Annotated in this window: 18 protein-coding genes; 12 read left to right on the top strand and 6 right to left on the bottom strand. The window is 53.1% G+C overall.

The annotated features are described in order from the left end of the window. The first annotated feature begins 68 nt into the window (after window positions 1–68). Window positions 69–950, top strand: coding sequence for an NAD(+) kinase (locus tag CWO84_RS22430; protein ID WP_101055348.1), 882 nt, complete (start codon window positions 69–71; stop codon window positions 948–950). Window positions 951–954: 4 nt separating this feature from the next. Continuing rightward, complete coding sequence (gene recN, locus CWO84_RS22425) at window positions 955–2,637, top strand: DNA repair protein RecN (RefSeq protein ID WP_101055346.1); 1,683 nt, start codon at window positions 955–957, stop codon at window positions 2,635–2,637. 7 nt (window positions 2,638–2,644) lie between these two features. Here the strand turns inward: recN and CWO84_RS22420 are convergent, their stop codons facing one another. Both CWO84_RS22420 and CWO84_RS22415 read right to left on the bottom strand, forming a co-directional pair. Next, complete coding sequence (locus tag CWO84_RS22420; protein ID WP_101055344.1) at window positions 2,645–3,556, bottom strand: DMT family transporter; 912 nt, start codon at window positions 3,554–3,556, stop codon at window positions 2,645–2,647. Between the two features lie 208 nt (window positions 3,557–3,764). Further along, a complete protein-coding gene (locus CWO84_RS22415) occupies window positions 3,765–5,372 on the bottom strand; it encodes a methyl-accepting chemotaxis protein (protein WP_101055342.1) in 1,608 nt (535 codons plus the stop codon). Window positions 5,373–5,695: 323 nt separating this feature from the next. On the opposite strand from CWO84_RS22415, the gene CWO84_RS22410 reads away from it, so the two are divergent. Both CWO84_RS22410 and CWO84_RS22405 read left to right on the top strand, forming a co-directional pair. After that, window positions 5,696–8,209 (top strand): DUF2339 domain-containing protein, encoded by a 2,514-nt coding sequence (locus CWO84_RS22410; protein ID WP_101055340.1) that lies wholly within the window; start codon window positions 5,696–5,698, stop codon window positions 8,207–8,209. Window positions 8,210–8,211: 2 nt separating this feature from the next. After that, the gene (locus tag CWO84_RS22405) at window positions 8,212–9,594 is read left to right on the top strand and encodes a DUF3999 family protein (RefSeq protein ID WP_033155746.1); all 1,383 of its coding nucleotides are present in this window, start codon (window positions 8,212–8,214) and stop codon (window positions 9,592–9,594) included. Between the two features lie 114 nt (window positions 9,595–9,708). Here CWO84_RS22405 and CWO84_RS22400 read toward each other — a convergent pair whose 3' ends face one another. The 3 genes from CWO84_RS22400 to CWO84_RS22385 all read right to left on the bottom strand — a co-directional run bounded on the left by CWO84_RS22400 (window position 9,709) and on the right by CWO84_RS22385 (window position 13,870). Next, entirely contained in the window at window positions 9,709–12,603 is a 2,895-nt protein-coding gene (locus tag CWO84_RS22400; protein WP_033155256.1) for a hypothetical protein, read from the bottom strand. A gap of 428 nt (window positions 12,604–13,031) precedes the next feature. Next, the gene (locus tag CWO84_RS22390) at window positions 13,032–13,388 is read right to left on the bottom strand and encodes a hypothetical protein (RefSeq protein WP_033155747.1); all 357 of its coding nucleotides are present in this window, start codon (window positions 13,386–13,388) and stop codon (window positions 13,032–13,034) included. Window positions 13,389–13,420: 32 nt separating this feature from the next. Further along, window positions 13,421–13,870 carry a TerB family tellurite resistance protein gene (locus tag CWO84_RS22385; RefSeq protein ID WP_033155748.1) on the bottom strand — a complete coding sequence of 150 codons (450 nt, stop codon included), beginning with the start codon at window positions 13,868–13,870 and terminating at the stop codon, window positions 13,421–13,423. Between the two features lie 181 nt (window positions 13,871–14,051). Here CWO84_RS22385 and CWO84_RS22380 point away from each other — a divergent pair, with 181 nt between their 5' ends. Continuing rightward, window positions 14,052–14,237: a hypothetical protein gene (locus CWO84_RS22380; RefSeq protein ID WP_033155258.1), complete on the top strand. Its 186-nt coding sequence runs from the start codon at window positions 14,052–14,054 to the stop codon at window positions 14,235–14,237. A gap of 257 nt (window positions 14,238–14,494) precedes the next feature. On the opposite strand, the gene CWO84_RS22375 is transcribed toward CWO84_RS22380, so the two are convergent. Continuing rightward, window positions 14,495–15,385, bottom strand: a complete 891-nt coding sequence (locus tag CWO84_RS22375; protein WP_101055338.1) for a LysR family transcriptional regulator — start codon at window positions 15,383–15,385, stop codon at window positions 14,495–14,497. 165 nt (window positions 15,386–15,550) lie between these two features. On the opposite strand from CWO84_RS22375, the gene CWO84_RS22370 reads away from it, so the two are divergent. The 7 genes from CWO84_RS22370 to CWO84_RS22340 all read left to right on the top strand — a co-directional run bounded on the left by CWO84_RS22370 (window position 15,551) and on the right by CWO84_RS22340 (window position 23,544). Beyond that, entirely contained in the window at window positions 15,551–16,270 is a 720-nt protein-coding gene (locus tag CWO84_RS22370) for a pirin family protein (RefSeq protein WP_101055336.1), read from the top strand. 6 nt (window positions 16,271–16,276) lie between these two features. Further along, complete coding sequence (locus CWO84_RS22365) at window positions 16,277–16,855, top strand: antibiotic biosynthesis monooxygenase (RefSeq protein ID WP_033155261.1); 579 nt, start codon at window positions 16,277–16,279, stop codon at window positions 16,853–16,855. Between the two features lie 110 nt (window positions 16,856–16,965). Continuing rightward, on the top strand, window positions 16,966–17,790 hold the full coding sequence (locus CWO84_RS22360; RefSeq protein ID WP_051669601.1) for an AraC family transcriptional regulator: 825 nt from the start codon (window positions 16,966–16,968) through the stop codon (window positions 17,788–17,790). A 250-nt stretch (window positions 17,791–18,040) separates the two neighbouring features. Then, window positions 18,041–18,706, top strand: coding sequence for a hydrolase (locus CWO84_RS22355; protein ID WP_101055334.1), 666 nt, complete (start codon window positions 18,041–18,043; stop codon window positions 18,704–18,706). Window positions 18,707–18,748: 42 nt separating this feature from the next. Next, complete coding sequence (locus tag CWO84_RS22350; protein WP_033155264.1) at window positions 18,749–20,626, top strand: amidohydrolase; 1,878 nt, start codon at window positions 18,749–18,751, stop codon at window positions 20,624–20,626. Window positions 20,627–20,670: 44 nt separating this feature from the next. After that, window positions 20,671–22,029: an alginate export family protein gene (locus CWO84_RS22345; RefSeq protein ID WP_084153196.1), complete on the top strand. Its 1,359-nt coding sequence runs from the start codon at window positions 20,671–20,673 to the stop codon at window positions 22,027–22,029. Between the two features lie 93 nt (window positions 22,030–22,122). Further along, window positions 22,123–23,544: a mechanosensitive ion channel domain-containing protein gene (locus CWO84_RS22340; RefSeq protein WP_101055332.1), complete on the top strand. Its 1,422-nt coding sequence runs from the start codon at window positions 22,123–22,125 to the stop codon at window positions 23,542–23,544. Window positions 23,545–23,573 lie beyond the last annotated feature (29 nt).

Raw genomic sequence — 23,573 nt, 5'->3', positions numbered from 1 at the left:
ACACAAGGCTACCGAATAAAAACACAATCCCCTATAATCGAACTTACTCAATATTAACCACCCCAACCATGCCAAGCCCCTTCCAGCGTATCGGTATCATCGGCAAATGCGGCGATCCCGGTATTGCCGTGACGCTGAACGAACTTTTCCGTTACCTAAAAACCCGTGGTCACGACATTGTCGTAGACAGCCAAAGTGCGGAGTTGATAACCGGCGCAGATATAAACGGCGTGCATATCGAGCGCCTGCCGGAATTGTGCGACTTGATTATCGCCGTGGGCGGCGACGGCACCTTTCTGGCCGCAGCCCGCGCGGCCGCTGATTTTGAAACGCCACTGCTGGGCGTTAATCTGGGTAGGCTGGGTTTTTTAGTGGATATTTCGCCGGAGCAGTTGTCCACCCGCCTGGATAAAATTTTGGCGGGGGAGTTCAAGAGCGAGCAGCGCCAGTTGCTCAGCACCCATATCATCCGCGATCACGAAATCATCCACCAGCAAACGGCCGTCAATGAGGTGGTGGTACACCGCTGGGTGACGCCGAGCATGATCGAGATTGTCACCAGCATCGACGGCGTGTATCTGAATACCCAGCGCTCGGACGGACTGATCGTCGCTACGCCAACCGGCTCTACCGCTTACTCGCTATCGGCCGGCGGACCGATTTTGCATCCAGCTTTGAACGCGCTGGTGTTGGTGCCGTTGAACCCTCATACCCTGTCCAATCGCCCCATCGTCATTGACGACAACGTGGTCATCGAAATCCGTTTCAGCCAGACCAAACAGATCAATGCCCTAGTGACTTGCGACCACATGGAGATTCCGGACGTGCGGATCAACGACAAAATCGTCATCAAAAAAGCCGCCAAACCGATTAAAATTTTGCATCCCGCGGATCACGATTTTTTCCATACCTTAAGAAGCAAACTTAACTGGAGCGGCTACCCCGCCTAAGGCCATGCTGTTAAACCTGAACATTATCGACCTAGCCGTTGTCGACGCGCTGGACTTGGACTTGGACCCCGGCATGTCGGTATTGACCGGCGAAACCGGCGCCGGCAAATCGATTTTATTGACCGCGTTGGGCCTGGCCTTGGGCGACCGCGCCGATTCCGGCTACGTGCGGCCGGGCAGCAAGCGAGCCGAAGTGAATATCGAATTTGATCTATCCAAGGCACCCTTGGTCAAACAATGGCTGATCGATAACGAACTGGACGACGACGGCCAATGTATGATCCGCCGCACCATCAGCGACGACGGCCGCTCCAAGGCTTACATCAACAACCGCCCGGTCAATCTGCAAACCCTGCAAGGCTTGAGCCGACAGCTGGTGGAAATCCACGGCCAACACGCGCATTTGACCTTGCTGGACAGCGAAGAACAGCGCCGACTGCTGGACGGCTTCGCCGGCAACCATGCCTTACTGGACGATCTGAATAACTGTTACCAAAGCTGGAAGCAAGCGCATAAGCAATTACAGCAATTGTTAAAAGCCGGCAGCGATCAGGCCGAGCGCGAGGAATTGCTGCGTTATCAACTGGAAGAATTGCAGCAACTGGATTTGGAAAATTTCGATTACCAAGCCCTGGCCGACGAACATCACAAGCTGGCCAACCTCGGCAAAATCCTCGTCGTCGGCCAACAGCAACTGGATATTTTGTACGACAATGATCAACAATCGGTGGCCGACATGCTGGGCCATGTGATTCATGCCATCAACGAACTGGCGCAATACGCCGGCGAGTTAAACGGCGTCTCCGAATTGTTAAGCGACGCGGAAATCCAAATCGGCGAAGCCACCCAACAATTGCGCCGCTTCCTGGAAAATCAGGAAGCCGATCCGCAACAACTGACTTGGCTGGAAAACCAGATCGGCGTGATTCAATCGCTGAGCCGCAAGCATAAAATCCAGCCGGAAGAATTGCCGGAATTGGCCGCGCGCTTCGCCACCGAGTTGGATAACCTCAGCCATAGCAGCGAACGTATCGAAAGCTTGAATGCCGATTGCGAGCGACTGTTAAGCCAATACCGCAAATTGGCCGGAGAATTGTCCGCCAGCCGCCGCGAAGCCGGCACGGAGTTGCAGCAACGCATTTCCGATGCGATCAAGGAATTGGGCATGCCGCACGGCGAGTTCCTCGTCAATCTGCGAACTGTGGCAGATGCCGAACCGCAACGCAACGGCGTCGACAGCATCGAGTTTTTAGTGAGCACCAACCCCGGCCTACCGGCCAAGCCGCTGGCCAAAGTCGCGTCCGGCGGCGAGTTGTCGCGGATTAGTTTGGCGATCCAGGTCACCACCAGCACCGACAAGACCACGCCGACCATGATTTTCGATGAAGTCGATTCCGGTATCGGTGGCGGCATCGCTGAGATCGTCGGCCAAAAACTCCGGCGTTTGAGCCTCAACCGCCAGGTCTTATGCGTGACTCATTTACCGCAAGTCGCGTCGCAAGCGCATCAGCATTTATTCGTCGCCAAGAATCAAAAAGCGGCGGTGACATCGTCCACGGTTCGCCGTTTGAGCGACGACGAGCGCGTGCATGAAGTCGCGCGCATGCTGGGCGGCGTAACGATTACCGAAAACACCTTGGCGCATGCGCGGGAGATGTTGGTATCGGGCGGCTTAGCGCCCGATTAACGGCCCCTCACTTCCAAGACAAACTCAATACTCCAACCATCACCAACGCCGCCCCGCCTATCTGCGCGGGCGTCAATTCTTCGCCCAACACATAACTGGCCATAAACAAGGTTGCCACCGGCCCCAGCGAGCCGATCAACGAAGTGTGGCTGGAACCGATCATCTTGATCGCTGCCGACAGCATGAACACCGGCAGCACCGTCGAGAAAATCGCCATCAGCAAGCTCAATTGATATACCCGCATCGGCAGCAGCAAAGCCTGCGGCGGATGGGTGAGTAAAAATTGCAGCAGCGTCGCCGCGCAAGCCACCAGCATCGCGTAAGCGGTAAAGCGTGAAGCACCGATGCGGACCACCGTTTCGCCGGTGCCGATCAGATAAGCCGAGTAAGTCAAGGTGCTGGCAAACACGAAACCGGCCCCCAGCAACAAATGTTCCGACTGAATATTGATTTCATCAAAAAACACCACGCCGATGCCAGCGTAACTGAGCACTAGCGCCACGACTTCCTTGCGGCCGAACGGTTTGCCCAACAGCAACGCCGACAGCACGACCACCAGGGTCGGATACAGAAACAGAATCAAGCGCTCCAGTCCGGCGGAGATGTATTGCAAGCCGACAAAATCAAACAAACTGGACAGGTAGTAACCCAGAAAGCCCAATATCAAGAGAGCCAGATAATCTCGCCGGTTTAATGGCCTTAGATCCTTTTGGCCGGCATGCCGCCAGGCGACAATCAAAAAAAACGGCGCGGAAAACAGCATGCGTAAGGCCAATAACGTCACTGCATCCACCGGCTGGTAATACGCCAGTTTGACCAAAATGGCTTTGCCGGAAAAACCGATAGCCGCCAGGGTGGCTAGGGCAAAGCCGAATAATCGGTTGCGGTTGAATGCTGCGGTGGATTTAGTCGTTGCCATTAGGCCTCCTGAGTGATGCGGGCCTTAGGCGAGTGTCGAAGCAACTGCGGCAAGACCCGCGGTTGCTTGATTGTTTAGAAAAACGCAAACACCACGGCGGTAGGCGATGCCCACAGCCATAGGTGTCTGTTTTTTGTATTGATAGGATTACTCATAGGTCGGACTATATAAGCACGCTGATACCAGTGTCAATCGCAGCTGAACAAGACTATCGCTTAAACTGACTCACCAACTCATTCAATTGCGCGGCCAATTTCACCAATTCGTTACTAGCGGCATTGGTTTGCGCGGCATCCTGCGCGGTGCGTTCGGTCAGTTGGCCGATATTGGCAATACTTTGCCCTACGTGCTGCGCAACGCGGCTTTGATTATCGGCCGCTTGCGACATCCGCGCGTTTAATTCGCGGATCTGCGTCACCCGCTCGGCAATCGCGCTTAGACCCTGGTCGGCGCTTTGCACTTGTTCACGGCGCTGCTCAGCGCTGTTTTTGGCATTGTTCATCACCGTGACCGCGTCTTTGGCTTCGCGTTGCAATTGATCGATGATGCTTTGAATTTCCTCGGTTGCTTTATGCGAACGTGTAGCCAAGGTGCGGACTTCATCGGCCACCACCGCAAACCCGCGCCCCTGCTCGCCGGCCCTGGCGGCTTCGATGGCGGCATTCAAGGCCAACAAATTGGTTTGCTCGGCCAAGCCTTTGATCACATCCAACACCGCGCCGACACCGTTACTTTTTTGATCCAGGCGTTTGATCACTTCGGCAGCGCGGTCGATTTCATTCACCAGCTCGTTAATGCCGTTGATGGCATTTTTAGTGGTCGCCGCGCCTTGCGCGGCTTCCTGGTCCGCTTCCACGGAGGCTTGCGCCGCGCCGGTCGCCCCGCCGCGCACGTCCTGCACAGAATTTTCGAGTTCGTGTATCGCTTGAATCACCGTCTCGGTTTCGCTACGTTGTTGCGTGGCCGCTTGCGAAGTTTGTCGAGCCACACCGGATATTTGGTTGGTTGCGGACGCCAATTGCTGGCTGACCGAAGACACCTGCCCCAAGCTACCAGCAAAATTTGCCAACATGGTATTAAACGACTCGCTGACCTGGCCGATTTCGTCGCCGGAATCGATTTGCAACCTTTGCCGTAAATCCGACTGTCCGGCGATAGCGTTAACCGTGTCGCGCATGGTCACTAGTGGATTGACTACAATTTTGCGCATCAACATATTGACCAGCAACAGGCCGCCGGCGAACATCACCAAGGAAATGGCCGAAGCAATCACCAAATCGCGATTGATCTGCGCATCGAGACTCGCCAACGAAAAACTCACCCGCCCCGCCCCCAACACCGTCCCCTCGCTCACCGTATGACAAGTCAGACAGTTGGTGCCGCGAAAATTGGCGCTAGCCTTGATCGGCTCCAACACGGTGATCAGACGTCCGTTTTTGTCATTGCCCGGTTGAATGATGCTTTCACCCGTCAGCGCGCGATCGTCCAGATTATCAAGGGGTCTTTGCTCGGTTTTGCCTGGACCGTAAAAATCGGTAATCTGCTTGCCGCGAATTAAGCGCACTTCGGTGACATTGCCATGCGAAAGGGCTTTTTCGCGCAATACTTCACCCTGCGCCATCGCGCCGGTCAGCATTAGCGTATTCACGCCGTCGAAATAGCTGTTGGCAATATCCCGAGCTTTATCGGTCGCCAGCGTTTGTATCATGTCTTTTTGCCTTTCCGCCATGAACAGTGTGCTGACAAACATCAGCAACAAAAATACACTGGCGATACTTAGCAATATTTTGGATTGGATTGTGGAGTTCTTGTTCATGAGATGAGCCAATGTATTGGAGTGTGTGGTGATACACCTTGGGTTGTCGGCAGCTTCTGGAAAATCTATATGTAATCTTAAGCTGACCCTTGTAATCCATGCATCAAGCATAGAACAAATCCCTACCACACGCGCTGGATATAGCAATCCGCCCGACAAGCGGTTATTCTGAATAGTGATGCCGCTCACGAATACGACTACTTTTACCACTTGACGCTTAACCCAGCGCCTTGCCTGCGTCACGCAGAAGACCCGGCCGTAACCTGAAAAGCTTGCTTGATAACCCCAATAACCTGCCGTTTGCCCAGCCTTGGAGAGTTGCCGTGGACGATTTCTTCGGTTTTATCGCTTTTGTCCTGATTTTGGTGCCCATCGTAATTATCGCGATGTTGACCGTTCTAATGGGCCGCCAAAGACGTAACCAGGATGACCTTAATCAGGCCTTGCGCAAGATAGAAGCAGCGCTGCGCGAAGACCGCAAACTGCTGTGCGAGCTGACAAAGGCGCAAGTAGTGCCCACCAGCGAAGTACCGCCGCAACCCGCATTATTTGAGGCGCAAACGCCGGCAATGGCAGAGGTGATATTCGACATTACCGACAGCCAACTCCCTACCGAACCGGTGCCACCGCCCCCCCCAACGCCGCCGGCACCGGTTGCAGAGCCAGCCCAGGAAAATCCCTGGAGTCAAAACACCTGGCAACCCGCAGAACCCAGCCGTTTCGAACTGGCGGCGCAGAAAATCCTTAAAGAAATCTGGAACTGGATCATCGTCGGCGAAGGCCATCGGCCTGAGGGTGTGGCGATGGAATACGCGGTCGCGAGCAATTGGTTGTTGCGCATCGGCGTATTGATTTTGGTGACCGGTATCGGCTTTTTCCTGAAATATTCCATCGACAACGGCATGCTCGGCGAGCAAGCGCGGGTAGCACTATCGGTGCTGGCCGGTGTCGGCATGATCGTCGGCGGCGTGCGCCTGGTCGGCGGCACCTATCATCTTTTCAGCCAGGGTTTGCTGGGCGGCGGCATCGCAGTGTTGTATTTCAGCGTGTTTGCCGCGCACAGTGTTTACCATCTGCTAGACGTCTACCCGACCTTTGCCTTGATGATTTTAGTGACCGCCTGCGCCGCATTTTTAGCGATCAAGCTGGACTCAATGTTGGTCGCCATCTTCGCCATCATCGGCGGCTATTGCACGCCGATTATGCTGTCCACCGGCCAGGTCAATTTTCCGGGGCTGTTTAGTTACATGTTGCTGTTGGGCTCCGGCATCCTGGCGATCAACTGGTACAAGCAATGGCATTTATTAAATTTCCTGAGCTTTTTCTTTAATTACCTGTTGTTCTTCGGCTCGATGCAAAACTATCAGGTCGAGTATTTCTGGCAGGTCTTGCCGTTCTTGACCGGCTTTTTTGTGCTGTATTCTACAACGGTGTTTTTGTTCTGCCTGGTCAATCAAACCAAATCGACCCTACTGGATTTAATCGGCCTGATCGTCAATGCCGCCATCTTCTTCGGCACCGCCTACCATCTGATCGACGACGCCTACGGGCAAATCTGGACCGCCTTGCTGACCGTGGCATTGGCGGCGTTTTATGTCGGCCATGTCTATTATTGCCTCGCGCGGAAGGTGGTGGATAAGGAACTATTGATCAGCTTCATTGGCTTGGCGGCATTTTTTGTGACCATCACCCTACCCTTGCTGCTGTCCAATCAATGGATTACCGTCAGCTGGTCGTTGCAAGCCTTGGTAATGCTGTGGATGGCGGGCAAATTGCGCAGCGCGTTTTTACAACAAGTGGCATATCTACTGTATGCGTTGGTGCTGGTGCGTTTTTGTTTCATCGACTTGCCCGGCCAATACGGCATGCAAATGGATAGCCAGCAATCATTCGGCGCCTTCTTGCTGGGCTTGCTGGAACGGGTAATCAGCTTCGGCATACCCATCCTGTCGCTGGCCTTGGCCTACACGCTGATCGAAAAACCGGCACCGGCTTCACCACTAGCCTGCGATGCCGGCAACGATGTGCCGCTGTGGCTGAAAGACAATCTGCTGTTGCAAATCATCCTGCTGGTCGGCGGCGGATTGTTGTTTGTGGTACTGCAACTGGAGTTGTTCCGCAGTTTTGCCTATCTGTATCCACCCTTGCAATTGCCGGTATTGACGTTGGTCTGGCTGGCCATGTGCTGGCTATTGTTGACCCGTTACGTGGCCGGTACGGGCGATTGGCTGCTACAAGCGCTTCGGCTGTTCCTGATCGGCGTGTTCCTGAAGATGCTGTTGTTCGATCTGCCGTCCTGGGACTTGACGCTGGGGCATATCGGCGTCGGCGACAGCGTCTGGACCTTGCGCTACGGCGGCGGCTATTCCTTCGAACTGGCATTGATGCGTTTGCTGGATTTCGCGGCGACCATAGCCTTTTTGCTGTTCGCCTTACGCCGTCTGGCGGACTACGAAACCGACACCGGCAATATCCGCCAATGGCTGGGTGGCGCGGCGCTGGTCTTGTTATTTACCTTTTTAAGTCTGGAAATTAACTCACTCTTGTATCAATATGTGCCGGGTTTGCGTTCCGGCGGCGTATCAATCTTATGGTCGATATTTGCGTTGACACTGGTATTCAACGGCATCAAGCGGCAAATTGCCGGACTGCGCCTGGTCGGTCTGGCGCTGTTTGCCTTGGTGGCCTGGAAGGTGTTTTTCATCGACCTGGCCCGGTTGGAACAAATTTACCGGATCGTCGCCTTTATCGTGCTGGGCATGCTAGCGCTGGGCGGGGCGTTTTTTTACATGCGTTATCAACAAACTTTTATCGGCAATGCCGAAAACAAAACATGATCATGATCGCCAAATTTGCAGTGTTATGCTGCCTGTTTTTGACCCAGGCTTGGGCCAACGAAGCGCCGGCCTTCCGGTACAGCCGACCAGCACTGGCCCAAGATAACGGGCAACAAAGCCTGCTGGCCGTTCCGCTGGACAGCGCGGTGTATGCCAACACCGCCGCCGACTTTCGCGACTTGCGCCTGATCGATCAAAACGGCGTCGAAACGCCTTATTTGCTGCAAAAAATCGCCAGCCGGAAGACCGTCAGTAAGCGCGTGGCCAGCACCAGCAAGACCATCGATTTGCAAAAATTCGGCGACGAGGACGAAGGCTTCGTCGTGACCGTGCAACTGGACAAAAACGCCGCCAACGCCGACGGCCTAAGCCTAGTCACCAACCAACATGATTTCGAATACGCCTTGCAGATTCACGGTTCCAACGACGGCCAAAACTGGCAATTGCTGGTCGAGAGAGCGCAGATTTACGATTATTCGCGTTATATGACTGTTGGAAACCGCGACGTCGAGTTGCCGGCGAATAGCTACCGGCAATTTAAAATCGTCGTCGCCAAAGCCAGCCAAACCCGGGTGGCCGAGCTCTTGGAACTGACCCGCACCGTGCGCGGCGGCGAAGAATTGCAACGCCAGGAAACCACGCAACAGTTCAAAGAACCTCTACATGTCGAGCGTATCGAGCTCTGGCACAACGCCAGCGAAACGGTTGCCGACACCGATCAACAATTTGATTACCCGGCCGGTTTTAAAATCAAACTCGATGCCGAGCAAAAAGCTACTATCATCGACGTAGACACACTGCGGCAACCACTGAACGGCTTGAAGCTGCAAATCATGACTCCAAACTTCAGCCGCCAAGCCGAAGTGCAAATCCCGCTGACGCAAGGCTTGGAAACCCAAATGCGCACCATCGGCAGCGGCACCCTGGAAGCTCTGCATTATCAAGACATCAATCGCGAGCAAACCACCATCAGCTTTCCGGAACAACGGCAATCGCGCTACCGCATTGTGATTCGTGACCAGGACAACCCGGAACTGCATATCAACACCGTCGCCGGCACCGGTCTCGGCTACCAATTGCTGTTCTTGCCGCAAACCGGCCTGAGCTATCAAATCCAATACGGCGCCGAAGCCGCCGAGGCGCCGCACTATGACACCGCACCGATCCAGGAATTATTACGCCGCGGTTACCAGAGCAATCGAGCCGGATTGGGGCCGGAAGCCGAGGCCACAATCGGCGAACAACACTTCAATGTCGCTAAACTGCTGAACAGCTCTTGGTTTCTGGGCCTGGTCATTACCTTGATGGTGGTCGTGCTGGCGTGGAGTTTGTTTCGGGTCGGCAAGCGCGTTGCCAATCTGTCTGATTCAACTGAGCGGGAATGAAGTGCGCTGTGATACCCCAGCAAATAAAAAAATGGGCGGATAAGCCTAGCGTCATCCACCAATCAACATAAATTAAAGCAATGCCACAGTGTCGACACTTGGCATCGCTTCGCCCTACTCCCCTTTTACGCTAGCCGCGCGATGGAGGGTGTGGCGGCGCGACTTGGCCAGTATGCCCAGCAAACCGCCCAGGAACAGCCAAGCCGTAGTCGGCAGCGGCACGGCGGCGACCCGCAGACTGCCGTTGGTTGCCAAGTTGGAAAAGTCGAGTAGCTTGCGGTCTATGCCGGCGACGCTGATGCGGTCCGGGTTTAAACTGCCGCTGAAGTCGGCGAAGTCGAATAACTTGAAAACATCGCCGGCGACCGGCGTGAAGTTACCGCCGAACACCAAGGACAGGGTGCCGTTAAAATCAAAATGGCCGATATTCAGTAATTGATCGTATTGGCTGCCCGGCTGATTACCGAAGATTTCCATCGTCAGCACCGAACTGGCACCAAAGCGGAGGCTGCCGCCGTGGAAGTCGATGGCGGCCGGGCTGTTGCCGGGATTGTAGCCGCCGCGAAAAACAACGTTGCCGCCAAACCCACCGGCGCCGTTGACATCGTTCAGGAAAGTCAAGGTGCCCCTCGATCCAGTCACCAGACCGTTGTTGGTGAAGTCGCCCAGAATGCTGGCGCTACCGGTGTAGCTCAGAGTGTCACCGTCGCCCAAATCGATGCCGTTGATGCTGCCCAGTTCGCCGCCCTTGCCCAAACTGGTGGAGACGCCCAACTGGGCTTTATCTTTATCCAGCAACGTCACTTGATTTGAGCCGACATCAAGCTTGCCGCCAAATTCGAAACCTTGATTGGAATTGACGTTGCCCAGCACCAGTTTGCCGCTATTGGCGCGGATGGTGTTGGCCGCCGTGCCGCCGCTCACTGTCGTTGTCAGCGTGCCGTAACCGGACAAGGTGCCGATGTCGTTCATATCCAGATGGCTACCGTTATGGAAGACGATTAGTCCGCCGTTCACTGCCAGCGTGCCGGCCTTTAGCGAGCCGCCGTTTAGCCATAATAGACTGCCGCTGTTGACGTTCAGGCTGTTGGTCACCGCCAAGGTTTTGCCGCTGGTCAGGGTCGTGAACGGGCTAGAAATCTCACTACGGCCCAAGGTCACGCCGTCGGCACCGGTGACGCTCAAGGTGCCGGCGAGCCAGTTAAACTGCCCGCCAGGCCCAGGGCGAACGTCGTCTTGATTGACGACTTCGAGCGTGCCGCCGTTCAGATTCACGACGCCGGTGCTTAAAATGCGTAAGCGTCCGCCAACCGAAACTAGGCCCTGGTTTTCGATATTAAGCAGCCCCTTTCCACCCCGGCCGATCAACAGATCGCCTTGGTTGCGCCATTGCGAGCCGTCGCCGTTGACCATAACCTTGCCCAAGCCGCCGATGGCATTGCCGATGACCGCGCTTGCGCTTTCCACTTTTCCGCCATTTTCCACATTCAGCGTGCCGGTGCCTTGATTGCCTACCATTAGTCTATCCCGGACAGTCCATGTCGACCCTTGGCCTTTGATGCTTGCCACCCCCACACCGCCACTGGCATTGCCGATAGTGCCTCTGTCGCTTTTCACGCTGCCGCCGCTATCGACGACTAAGATGCCATCACCCTGATCGCCGACCAACAGCTCGCTTTTGTTAAGCCATTGGGCGCCCAAACCCTGCACGTTTACCCGGCCGATACTTTGCGATTTTGCGCCGACGTAACCGAACTGGTTGCTGACGGTGCCGCCAGGACCGACGAGTAACTCGCCTCTGCCGCCGCGCTCGTATCCAACCGACAAATTGCCGATGATCAGCATACTGGAGCCCGAGTCCTCGATTAAAACTTCGCCCTTGCCCTGATTGCCGATAATGGTAGATTGGCTTTCCATGCTCCCGCCCTTGACGATATTCAATTCGCCCGCACCTTGATCGCCGATAACGCTTTGGCCGCTTACGACCATGCCGCCGTTAGCGATTTTCAAACTACCTTGGCCAGGCGAACCAATAAACAGGCTCTGATTCGTCCACCGCGATCCGGCGCCGTCGATGGTGACTAAGCTGGGATGCATGGAGTTACCGCCACCTATGGTGCTTTTGCCGGAGTTCAACACACCGCCATTGGTCACGCTCAGCGTGCCTTCACCAAGATAGCCAATGTGCAGATCGTTACTATTGGTCCAACTCGATCCCAGGCCATCGATGGCCACTTGGGCACCGTTGCCGAGAGACGCCGTCTTACTGATCACCGAGCCGGAATCGAGGATATTCAGGATGGCTTTGCCGTGCGTGCCTACATTCAAGTTCCCGCTATTGGTCCATTTCGATCCCGAGCCTTGGACGGTCATTTCCGCCGTGCTTCCCTGGCCGGCGCCGATGACAGCCGAGACACTGTCCAGCGTACTCCTGCCTTTCACCAGCAATTGTGCTTGTCCGGTTTCGCCGAGCATCAATGGGTTATCGCCGGCGGAAACCCTGGCGTAGCGTAGCAAGGTCAGGGAATGGTCGCGCAAACCGGCGAGTTGATTCACTTGCAAAAAACCGCCGGGGATATTGCCGCCATCCCATATCTGATCGGTGCCGATGATGATCGGCATATTGATGGTTTGCAGATTGCGGCTGGCGTTGACGATATTGCCGATGCTGAAGATGAGATTGCCGTTTAGGGTAAACGCCCTGGCGTCGGCCGCAAAGGTCATGCCCTTGATGGCCAGGCCTTCCGGACCGTCGTTAAGCGGCGTCAACCGGGTGTGGCCTTTGAAGACCAAGTTATCGTAATGTTTCGGCAGCAATAATGGGTCGTTGTTTAGCCAGTTGGTATTGGGATGAAGGAAATCGTTGTTCGAGAAAAACCAACTGTCGCTGTCGCCGCTGCCGTCCCAAACCAACTCAGAGGCAAGGACGGGGGAGGTCAAAAGGCTATTGGCTAGGATGCCGGCCAAGGCCAGCGCTAATGGGTGGGCTTTGAAACAAGGGCGGGACATGGTGCTGCTCCTGAGTAAACGTAAAAAGTATGGTCTCGGAGGCGGTTAGTCGCTAACCGATGTCCGATGGTTGGCGTTTACTGGTCATTTCTTGTGCCAATTGCCGCGTGTTTGCGGCTATTGCCCTGTAAGCGATTGTTTTAAGGTTGTTTTGGTCTTGTCGTTTAAGGCAATTCAGGTTGGCGGCAATGAGCCAGCGGGCGGAAGCGGCGACGATATGTCGTTCGAGTGACGAAATATCGTTGATTGCCGGGCCAATCAGCCCGGTACGCAAGGCCTAGCTTTTCGCTTTGGTCAACATACTCGTGTTTGAATGGTAAGTGGTGCTTACACCACTGCTGGCGTTGCCGAGACGTGGTTTCCAAACTCCCGTTTGCAAACCAGAAAAAGCAGGATTTCAGACTGTTAAAAATCTTTTCCAACGCACCTTATTCAGCCATCAACCCGGCGATTTGGGCTTTGGCGTTACATTGGCCGATGGCCTCGGCTATCTGAGACGGCGTGAGTTTATGTTTAACGGCAACCGTTCCATACCAATCGAATGCTTGATATTCCTTTTGCGCAAATGTGGCGATCTGGCATTTTTTAGCGGGCGAGTTGGCAAACGGCATTGGGCTATCGGCCGGCAAGGGTTCCATGCCTTCCGAGCTAGGTGCGTAAATCAAAAAATCGCCGTTCATCGCCAGGACTGCGCGGTATTGCTGGGCGGTGGTGAAATACAAATCACCGACCGCAATATCAGCTTCTGTTAGCCACAGATTTTTGTTTTTCTTAGTCTTTTTCATGGGGTGATTCATTTAAACAGGTATGGGGATTTTCAAGTATCGGGATTAGCGCGCAGTTTGGCCAGAATAAAATCGGTGTGCGAGACGCCAAGCAGGTCGGCAATCTTCCGCACCAGATACTCCTCTTGCGGGTCGATAGTGCCGTCGGCATAAGCGATTTGCCAGAGGGATTTAACAAACTTTATCTTTTCCTCAGGACCAAGGCATTGGTTGATTGTTGAGGTAAATTCGTAATAATCAACCGCCTGCTGACGCTTGTGTTGCGCCTTGGCCATCAAGGCCTCAGCCTGTTCGGTGGAGAGCGAAAAGCACTTTTGCACCAAGGACAGGATTTTGGTCCGTTCGACATCTTGACAGACATCGTCCATGGTCATCATTTCGGTCATTAAGGCAGTCAAAGCCTCTTGAAGCTTTGCTTCCGCAGCCTCCGGTGACGGTAAGGACAGGTGTTTTTCAAAAAACAGTTTAATTTGCTCGAGCATATTGGGTTTGGCATACATTGCAGATAATTAAAGAACCCGTTAATCCTATTACACGGCCCCTATTTCCGAAGATTGTCATTCCGCCCTGGATCGCCATAATCCAAATGCCATCGCGTGGTTAAGGCAGCAATAAGAAACCGGCAATAAAGTGAAATCTCCCAAGCTAACCAGCCTAAGCGTAATGAACACTCAAACCGCCAAAATCGACAATCACAAAGCCAAGTTGCCGAAAAAGCTTTATATCGCAACCGATGGCTCGTTGAAGTCATGCGTTACCGGGCCATTGCTGGAGCTGCCTATCGATTTTCAGGCGTGGCCGCCAATGGACACCAGCAACATCGTTTTGTTTGTCAGCAAAGCCGCGTAGAAGGCTGGTGAAAAACTCACGAATATTTCCCCTTACCCACGGTAACCTTGATTTTTTTGCGCTGAAATTGACCACGAAGTCGAGTTTCAGCGGTTATGCCCCCTGTTTGGAGAGCTTTTTATTCGCCTGAAGCCGTCTTTGAGCGGTTTTCAGGCGTACTCCACTCCGGTTTCGGCGTGAACCCAAAATGAGTTTACCGCGCCTCCGATAACCGGTAAAGCCGACGCTAAGCTTGGGCAATAGCATGCGCCGATATTTCAAACGTCGCTTAACAGCGGCCGGCTTAATGTTTGGTACCACCAACCGGCCGCTTCACCTTTATTTGCGGTGCGCATTGCCAGCCACACCGGTTCCGGCGGACGCGCTTCCTCAACCTGCAATTCCATCAGCGATCCGGTTTCCAGCTCTTGGGCGATTAATCGGCGCGGTAAAAAGCCAAAGCCCAATCCGGCCCGTTGAAATTGGATTTTGGTGTCTATATTCGGCACCGTAATGCGTTTTTGCCCGGACAATAAACCTACTGTTTTTGCCGGCAGCGACCGGGCGCTGTCGGCGACGGCGATAACGGTATGTCTATGCAGCATGTCGGTTTTAATTGGCTGATCCGCTGCAGCCAACGGGTGGACGGGCGCGACGCAAAATGCAAAATCCACGGTATCGATCTGCCTGACTTGATAGCCGCTCCAATTCGGACAATCGCCGACGGCTATGACGATATCAGCCCGTTCCTCACGTAATGCCTCCCATACCCCGCTCATCACTTCCGTGGTGAAGCGAATGCGGGTTCCGCATTCCAGGGTATTAAACTCATGCAAATCGTTAATAAACACCCTGCTGGGTATCAGCGAATCAAACACCAGGGTCAGTTCGGCTTCATATCCGGAAGCGATTTTATATAACCGAGATTCGAGGTCGCCAAAGGCGTGCACTAACCAACGCCCTTCGTTTAACAAGGCATTTCCGGCCGGAGTTAGCGAAAGCTTGGGGCCATTGCGTTCGAATAACTTCAGATTCAATTGTTCTTCCAATTTGCCGACGGCATAGGAAATGGTGGAGGGTACGCGATGCAGCAGTTCCGCCGCGCCCGACATCGATCCGGTGCGGTCGATCGCATCGATAATTTGAATAGCTTCCAGCGATAACTTCATTAGAACTCCAAAACCACTTTCGAAAAAATCGAATATTAAAAGCAAAATAACTCGTTTTAAATACTAAAAACTCAGGAGTATTCTAATTTCACTCGCTTAAAACCCCAATACTCCATACAAAAGCTGAGTGAATGTTAATTCGAAATTTTTGAAAGGAGCTCGATCATGCTGGAAATTCGTCCCGCCCACCGCCGAGGTAGCGCTCATTTCGACTGGCTATTCTCAAGACACACTTTTTCCTTCGGCAATTACTGCGATCCGCAGCAAAGCGGATTTTCCGATTTGTTGGTAATCAACGAAGATATCGTGCAGCCGGGTAAGGGCTTTGGCACGCATCCGCATCGGGACATGGAAATTTTTACCTATGTCATCGACGGTGCGCTGGCGCACAAAGATTCGATGGACAACGGCTCGGTGATCGAAGCCGGCGACGTTCAGTTAATGACTGCCGGAACCGGCGTGACTCATAGTGAGTTCAATCATTCGCAGAGCGAGTTGGTGCATTTTCTGCAAATTTGGCTGGTGCCGAGTAGCAAAGGCGTCGAGCCGCGCTATCAGCAAAGTCATTTTGGCCCCGCGCAAAAACAAGGCCGGCTGGCGCTGATTATTTCGCCGGACGGTGCAGAAGGATCATTGTCGGTTTACCAGGATGTGCGGGTTTACGCCGGCTGTTTTGATGTCGGCGAACAGGCGCAGTTAACGCTAGCGGATAATCGTTATGCTTACGTGCATCTGGTACGCGGCACTTTGACAGTGAACGGTACAGTGCTGCACGCTGGCGATGGCGCCCGCATCCGCGGCGAGCGCCTAATCGACATACAACAGGGTCACAATGCCGAAGTGTTGGTGTTTGATTTACGCCCGCATGAGAAACCCAGCCGGTAGAGCGCCATGAACGAAATCAGCCAAACGTCGCCCAACAACGAACAAGTTTTTTTCGCCATCCGCCATCGGCTGAAAAAAGGTAAGCGCAACCTTCAGCAATACGAGCGTTGGTTAAGCAAAATCATGCCGATCGCTGCGAGCTTTCCGGGGCATTTGGGCGTACAAGTCGTCCGGCCGCCGGACGGCCACAACGAGTATCTGATCGTGGTGCGCTTTGCCGGAATCCAGGCCTTGGAATTCTGGCAGCGGTCTCCGGAACGCCAGCAGTTGCTTCAGGAAATTACCGGGATTCTGGACAGCGAAGAAGCGATCGACATCAAAACCGGCATCGATTACTGGTTTACCCCGCCGGCGGTGGGTAAGCATCCGCGGCGTTGGAAACAATGGCTGGTGACGACGTCGGTGATCTGGCCGTTGACGATGTATGTGCCGCCAGCGATAGAACCCCTGTTTGTAAAGTATCCGCAGTTAGGAGAGTTCGGCATTCGCCAGGGTGTATTGGCTTTGGTTATCGTCGGTTTGGTGGTGTATTTGATTATGCCGCTCTATGTCCGGCTAATCGCGAAATGGTTTTTTAAAAGTTAGCGTCCGAATTATGCCTAGGGCGCAAGTCAACGGCAGAGGACTGTGGCAATCGTTACCGCAGTCCTGGCAAAGCCTATTAAGACCACTTTAATAACGGGACAGACTGAATTATGGGACAAACTCCTTCCAGCAAAATACTGAACTGGCAGATTGAAGGTTGCCATTTTTCTCGCTTCGATATATCGCCCGAGCAGTCGATTTCACTGGAAAAAATCTTTCACGATGAAATTGCCATTATCGGTTTTTCCGGTGTGGTTTGGAAAAGCCGGCAAAATGGTCAGAACTATCTTGAAACGCCAAATTGTCTAGTGATGCGCGATGCGGGGCAAATATTCTCCCTGAAATCGGCTTTTATAAACAAGGACGGTGCAATTTGTCGCGAAATCAAAATAAGTCCTCGGCAACTGATCGATTATTGCGAAAAACACGAGTTAAGCAAGTTTGTATTGGATTTCAAAAATCCGATTATTGATAACCTGTATTTACGAAATTACTTTGCCGATACGCATAGAGTTTTAGAAGCCAGCCAATGCGCTCTGGAACAATCGACTTGTCTGGCGCTATTCGTAAATCGGTTTTTGCAGCAAGTGACAGGCAATCATTACCGTTGCCCGCACTTATTAAAGCCTTGGAAAGTGAAAATATCCATTGAATATTTGCGGACTTTTTATAATCGAAACATTTCGCTGAACGAGCTTTCGGAAGTCACTAAATCGAATCCGTTTGTGCTATTAAGAAATTTTAAAAAATGCTTGGGAATTACGCCCCACGAATATCTGCAAGCGTATCGAATTATTCAAGCCAAAAAGTTTATTTCTACCGGAGTCGCATTAACCGATGTTGCGACATTGTGCGGTTTTGCCGATCAAAGCCATCTAAATCGCGTGTTTAAAAGAAAGGTCGGAGTAACGCCGGGCCAATTTCGAAACGTCTAATTGTTATTGTTTACCTGCCGAATTATTGTCGTTTTTACGGTAAAAATAGCATAGGCTTTGTAGCACTTTTCCTACCGGCTCCTCCATGTTTCGCTTTGCCTTTTGTTTACAGGAGAGATATTAAACCATTTTATTTATACGTTAATTTTTAAGAAAAAAGTCAATATTGTTCAATACCCAAGTCTTAGAACTTGGTCAAATGCAAGTCCGTGAATTCTAACTTAATCAATTTAGTTTAAAGGAGCAATCAATGAGCGCAGCCACCGAAAAACTTATTACCCCCGATAATTGTGCGTTTATATTTATCGACCATCAACCGCAAATGGCTTTTGGCGTGACCAGTATCGACCGCCAATTACTCAAGAACAACACCGTTGCGATGGCCAAAACGGCCAAGTTGTTTAATATTCCTACCGTTCTCACCGCCGTCGAAACCGAATCCTTCAGCGGCTATATTTGGCCCGAGTTGATGGATATGTTGCAGCAGGACCCAATCGAACGTTCCAGCATGAATAGCTGGGAAGACGAGGCCTTCGTCGCCGCCGTTAAAAAAACCGGACGGAAAAAATTGGTGATGGCTGCGTTATGGACGGAAGCTTGTCTGATCTTCCCAACCATCTGCGCGCTGGCGGAAGGCTATGAAGTCATCATGAATACCGATGCCTCGGGCGGTACTTCGCTAGAAGCGCACAATGCCGCCATCAGGCGCGCCGAACAACATGGCGCGGAGTCGATCACCTCGCTGCAGGTACTCTTGGAACTGCAACGCGATTGGAGTCGTAAAGAAACCTATGTCGGCACAACGGATATTGCCCGGGAACATTTTGGCGCGTACGGCATGGGTATCGACTATGCGGCCAGCATGGTGCACGACTATGGGCAACGCGCCAAATATCCGCACAAAGTCAATAAATAGGCAGTATTCCGTTCGTTAAATTCACAGATCGAGGCACCGCCCATGACTATCTCTAGCCCGGACACTGTTTTATTCAATGGCAAGATTACCACGCTAGACAAAGCACAGCCGGAAGTCAGCGCCATCGCCATCGCGGGCGGAAAAGTTGTTGCGCTAGGGGCTGATGCACAGATCCGAACGCTGGCAACGGCCGATACCGTTGTCATCGATTTGAACGGTAAACGGGTCCTGCCGGGCTTGAACGACTCGCACCTGCATTTGATTCGCGGCGGCCTCAATTACAACATGGAGCTGCGCTGGGAAGGCGTCGGCAGCATCGCCGATGCCTTGGCGATGCTGCAGCTGCAAGCGGCCAGAACGCCTGCACCGCAATGGGTGCGGGTGGTTGGCGGCTGGAGCGAGTTTCAATTTAAGGAAAGGCGGATGCCGACCCTAGCGGAAATCAACGCGGTTTCGCCGGATACGCCGGTGTTTATCCTGCATCTTTATGACCGGGCGTTATTGAACGGCGCCGCGCTACGCGCGGCCGGCATCGGTAAAGACACACCCGATCCGCCCGGCGGCAAAATTCAGCGCGACGCCAACGGCAATCCGACCGGGATGTTGATTGCCGAACCCAATGCGATGATTTTGTATTCGACCTTGGCCAAGGGTCCGAAATTGCCGCTAGACGATCAAATCAACTCCACCCGGCATTTCATGCGCGAGTTGAATCGCTTGGGCGTGACCAGTTGCATCGATGCCGGCGGCGGTTTTCAAAATTACCCGGAAGACTATCAGGTGATCGAACAACTGCATGCAGACGGACAGATGACCGTGCGCATCGCCTACAACTTGTTTACCCAAAACAAGGGCGGCGAGCTGGCGGATTTTCAGAAATGGGCCGGCGTTGTCAAACCTTACAGCGGCGACAGTTATTTTCGCCAGAATGGCGCGGGCGAGATGCTGGTATTTTCCGCCGCCGATTTCGAGGATTTTCTGCAACCCCGCCCGGACATGGCGGCCAGCATGGAAAAAGAGCTGGGCGACGTGGTTCGGTTTTTGGTGGAGAATCGCTGGCCGTTCCGGCTGCATGCTACTTACGACGAAACCATAGACCGGGCACTGGACGTGTTCGAGGCGATTGACCGCGACACCCGTTTCGACGATTTGCGCTGGTTTTTCGACCATGCCGAAACCGTCAGCGAAAAAAATCTGGCGCGGATCAAGCAGTTGGGTGGCGGCATTGCGGTACAGCACCGCATGGCCTTTCAAGGCGAATATTTTGTAGACCGCTACGGTAAAAAGGCAGCCGAGCATACGCCGCCGCTGCGAAAAATGTTGGAAATGGGCATCCCGGTAGGCGGCGGCACCGATGCCACGCGGGTTGCCAGCTTTAATCCCTGGGTTTCTCTGTATTGGCTGGTGACAGGCAGAACGGTCGGCGGCTTGCCGCTCTACGGCGAGAGCAACTGCCTGGAACGCGAGGAGGCCTTGCGTCTGTGGACCGCCGGTAGCGCGTATAAATCGAACGAAGAGACCGTAAAAGGCGCTTTGTCGCCAGGCATGTATGCCGATCTGGTGGTGACATCGCACGATTTCATGACAGTCCCCGACGAGGCCATCAAGGCTATTACCTCGCTGCTGACCATGGTAGGCGGTAGAGTCGTTTACGCGGCGGATGATTTCAGCCGGTTCGATACGCCGTTGCCGCCAGCCAGCCCCGATTGGTCGCCGGTGCGCTATTTCGGCGGCCATCAAACGCCGCAAACGCATTATGCGTTACCGGCCGCTTCATGCGCAGCGCACGCCTGTGCGATTCACGGTCATCACCCAGGCCAAGATGGAAAACTGTCGCGCTGGTTGGGGCTGGATAATGCTGGAAAACAAGCGCAGTTTGACAATCCGTGGGCACTGGGCTGCGGCTGTTTTGCCTACTGATAGCGGCTAGCCTTCATGCGATAACGCGAAAGAGGACATTGCCAATGAAACCCGGACTCATGCCATTGGCTTTATCGCTGGTTAGCGCAGCAGGGATCGCGCAAGCGTCCGAGCCGGGTTTTAACAGCAACCGCTGGCAGGAAAATTACCAATACCTTGCCAAGCAAACTCGGCGAAGCAGCTATGAATCGCTCAAATACCTGCCGCTGACCGCCGACCGCGAGGACGTGTATTTATCCTTGGGCGGAAATTTTCGGGAACGTTTCAATAGCTACGACAACGATTTGTTCGGACTGAAAACACGCGCCGACGGCCAGCAATTTTTGCATCGCTTTTTGCTGCACGCCGATCTGCATGTCACCGAACACTTGAGGGCCTTTGTGCAATTGGCCAGCTATCTGTCTAATAACCTAGGTCTGCAGAAAGGGCCTTTGGATAACGATAGCGCTGATTTGCAGCAGGGTTTTATCGACTTGCATTTTCAAGCCGTGACCGCTCGAGTGGGGAGGCAAGAGTTTGCGCTGGGTTCGTCCCGTTTGATCAGCGTACGTGAAGGCCAAAATGCGCGGCGAGCTTTCGATGGCGTGCGACTCTCGCTAAAGAACGACAGTCTGGACCTGGATGCGTTCGGCTTTGAAGAAGTGGCGATAACACCGGCGACTTTCGACGACCAGGGAAATACCCAAGAAAAACTCTGGGGGCTGAACAGCAAATGGTCGTTCAAGCCGACCGATGTCGAGATCTATTACATAGGCCTGCAGCGCAAAGACGCCCATTATCAAAACACCGTCGCCGACGAATCCCGCCATTCGTTCGGCAGCCGGGTGTTCGGCAAGCGGTTCGGCTGGGATTGGAATTTTGAAGGCATTTATCAACTCGGCAGCTTCGGACCGTTGACTATCAATGCCTGGACAGCGGCATCCAACACCGGCTATACCTTTGCCACCCCAAGTTGGCGACCGCGCTTGGGTTTAAGCGCCAATATTGCCAGTGGCGACAGGAATGCAAAAGACCGGCAGCTGAATACCTTTAATCCCCTATACCCCAATCTGTCGTATTTTGAGGAAGCGGCGATACTGGCGCCGCAGAACTTTTTTAATCTGATGCCGAATCTCTCCTTGCAGCCGTTGCCGGGCATCCGGCTGTCCGTTGATTGGAACTTTTACTGGCGATTATCAAAAAACGATGCGGTATATACGCGAGGACTCAACCCATTGAAGCAGACGCTAGGGACTAACGGTCGATTTGTCACCCAAGCCCTTTCCACCAATATAGAGTGGGAAATCGATAAGCATTTTTCGCTTGGTTTTAGTTACAGCCATTTTTTTGCGGAACAGGTGATTACCGAAGCGGGAGGAGGGGATACCGACTACGTCCGTACCCAATTCAACGCGGTATTCTAAAAACGGGTTCCGTTGCAGTTGGTTGATGCAATTGCCGGCGAGTTTGTCCCATAATCGGGGAAATTTCTCCGGCTTTTACGACTAAGTTAATTTATGGCTATGGATTCATCCGCCTTGCTGTCCCAACCTTTCCTATTCTTTGAAACGCCAATATTTACGCTGGGTACGCAATCGGTCAATGTCATTTGGTTGGCTAAATCCACGCTGTGTCTAGGGTTGATGCTGTTGGTCGTCCGCTGGATACGCCATATCCTGAATACGCGCTTGTTGGTCGGCCTGGTTGTCAACGAGGGCGATCGCAAACTGATCGCCAATCTCGCAGGCTTTACGCTGTTGGCGGTTGGTATCGTAGCGATCATGCAAGTCATGGGCATCAAATTCGAGACGCTGGCGCTCATTTTCGGCGGCCTGGGAGTCGCGGTCGGCTTTGGCTTGCAAGACATCACTAAGAACATCGCCAGCGGCATTACCCTGATGAGCGAACGCAAACTAAAAGTGGGCGATCTTATTTATTTTGCCGGTGGCGAAGGACGCATCAGGGATATTTTTCTGCGCTCGACCGTGATTACATCGTTCCGAGGTTCGGAACTGATCATTCCCAATGTTCAGCTCACCAACAATATCGTGGAAAAATGGGGGTATCAAGCCAAGCGTGGGCGGGTTGAAATTCCGCTTGTGGTCGAACAGCACAGCAATCTGGTATTGGTGACCGAGTTGTTATTGAAAGCCGCCAGCCAGGAACCCAACGTATTAAGCGATCCGGCACCTAAAGCCTTGCTTCAAGGGTTTGGCGATATCGGGTTGAATTTCGAACTTTGGGTTTGGACCGATCATGTCGATCAACGAAGCCTGATCAGAAGCGCTTTAAACTTTCGGATTGAATACTTATTTCGACTGCATGCCATTAAAATTCCCTATCATCCGACGAATAACCGGAACCTTTACCCGGCCATGGAGGCGGCCGCCAACCCGATCAACGGTTCGCCGGAAGCGGCAAGCATGCCGTCCATACACAATGCTCTCATTGAACTGCCTTATTTTCAGTATTTCGATGAACTGGAAATACGCGAACTGATAGAAAAGGGCTCGCCGCGTTATTTCAATCCTGGCGACATTTTGGTTAAACAGGACGAATACTTTCCATTTTTCTGCGTCATGCTCAAAGGCGAGGTCGATGCGATATTCGAGAACGAGAAAGTCAGTCAACGCCTGTTTAGCCTGGAACATCGCGATTTTTTCGGCGAGCTGCCCTTGCTTTTGAAGATTCCCTATCCGACATCGATGCGCGCCGTCGGCGAAGTTGTTTTGTTTACAATACCCGAGGATTGCTTTGCGGACCTGTTAAGCCGTTATCCGCAAATCAAGGCCGCCGTAAGCGAAGAAATGCTGAAGCGGCAGGAATACATTCGACTCTGTCAATCGTCGTTGAAAAAAATGGGTTTGCTCCCCGAAGAATTCGACAATAATCCGGTCACATGGCTAAAAAGCCGGCTAATGAAGCTGTGGGGAAATTGATCTTCTCCATTTTTGCAGACAAGCCGTAA

Origin of the sequence: Methylomonas sp. Kb3, assembly GCF_002834115.1 — a bacterium.
GTDB classification, from domain to species: domain Bacteria; phylum Pseudomonadota; class Gammaproteobacteria; order Methylococcales; family Methylomonadaceae; genus Methylomonas; species Methylomonas defluvii.
The sequence above is the reverse complement of the archived record's forward strand: the minus strand, read 5'-3'. Positions and strand labels throughout refer to the sequence as shown.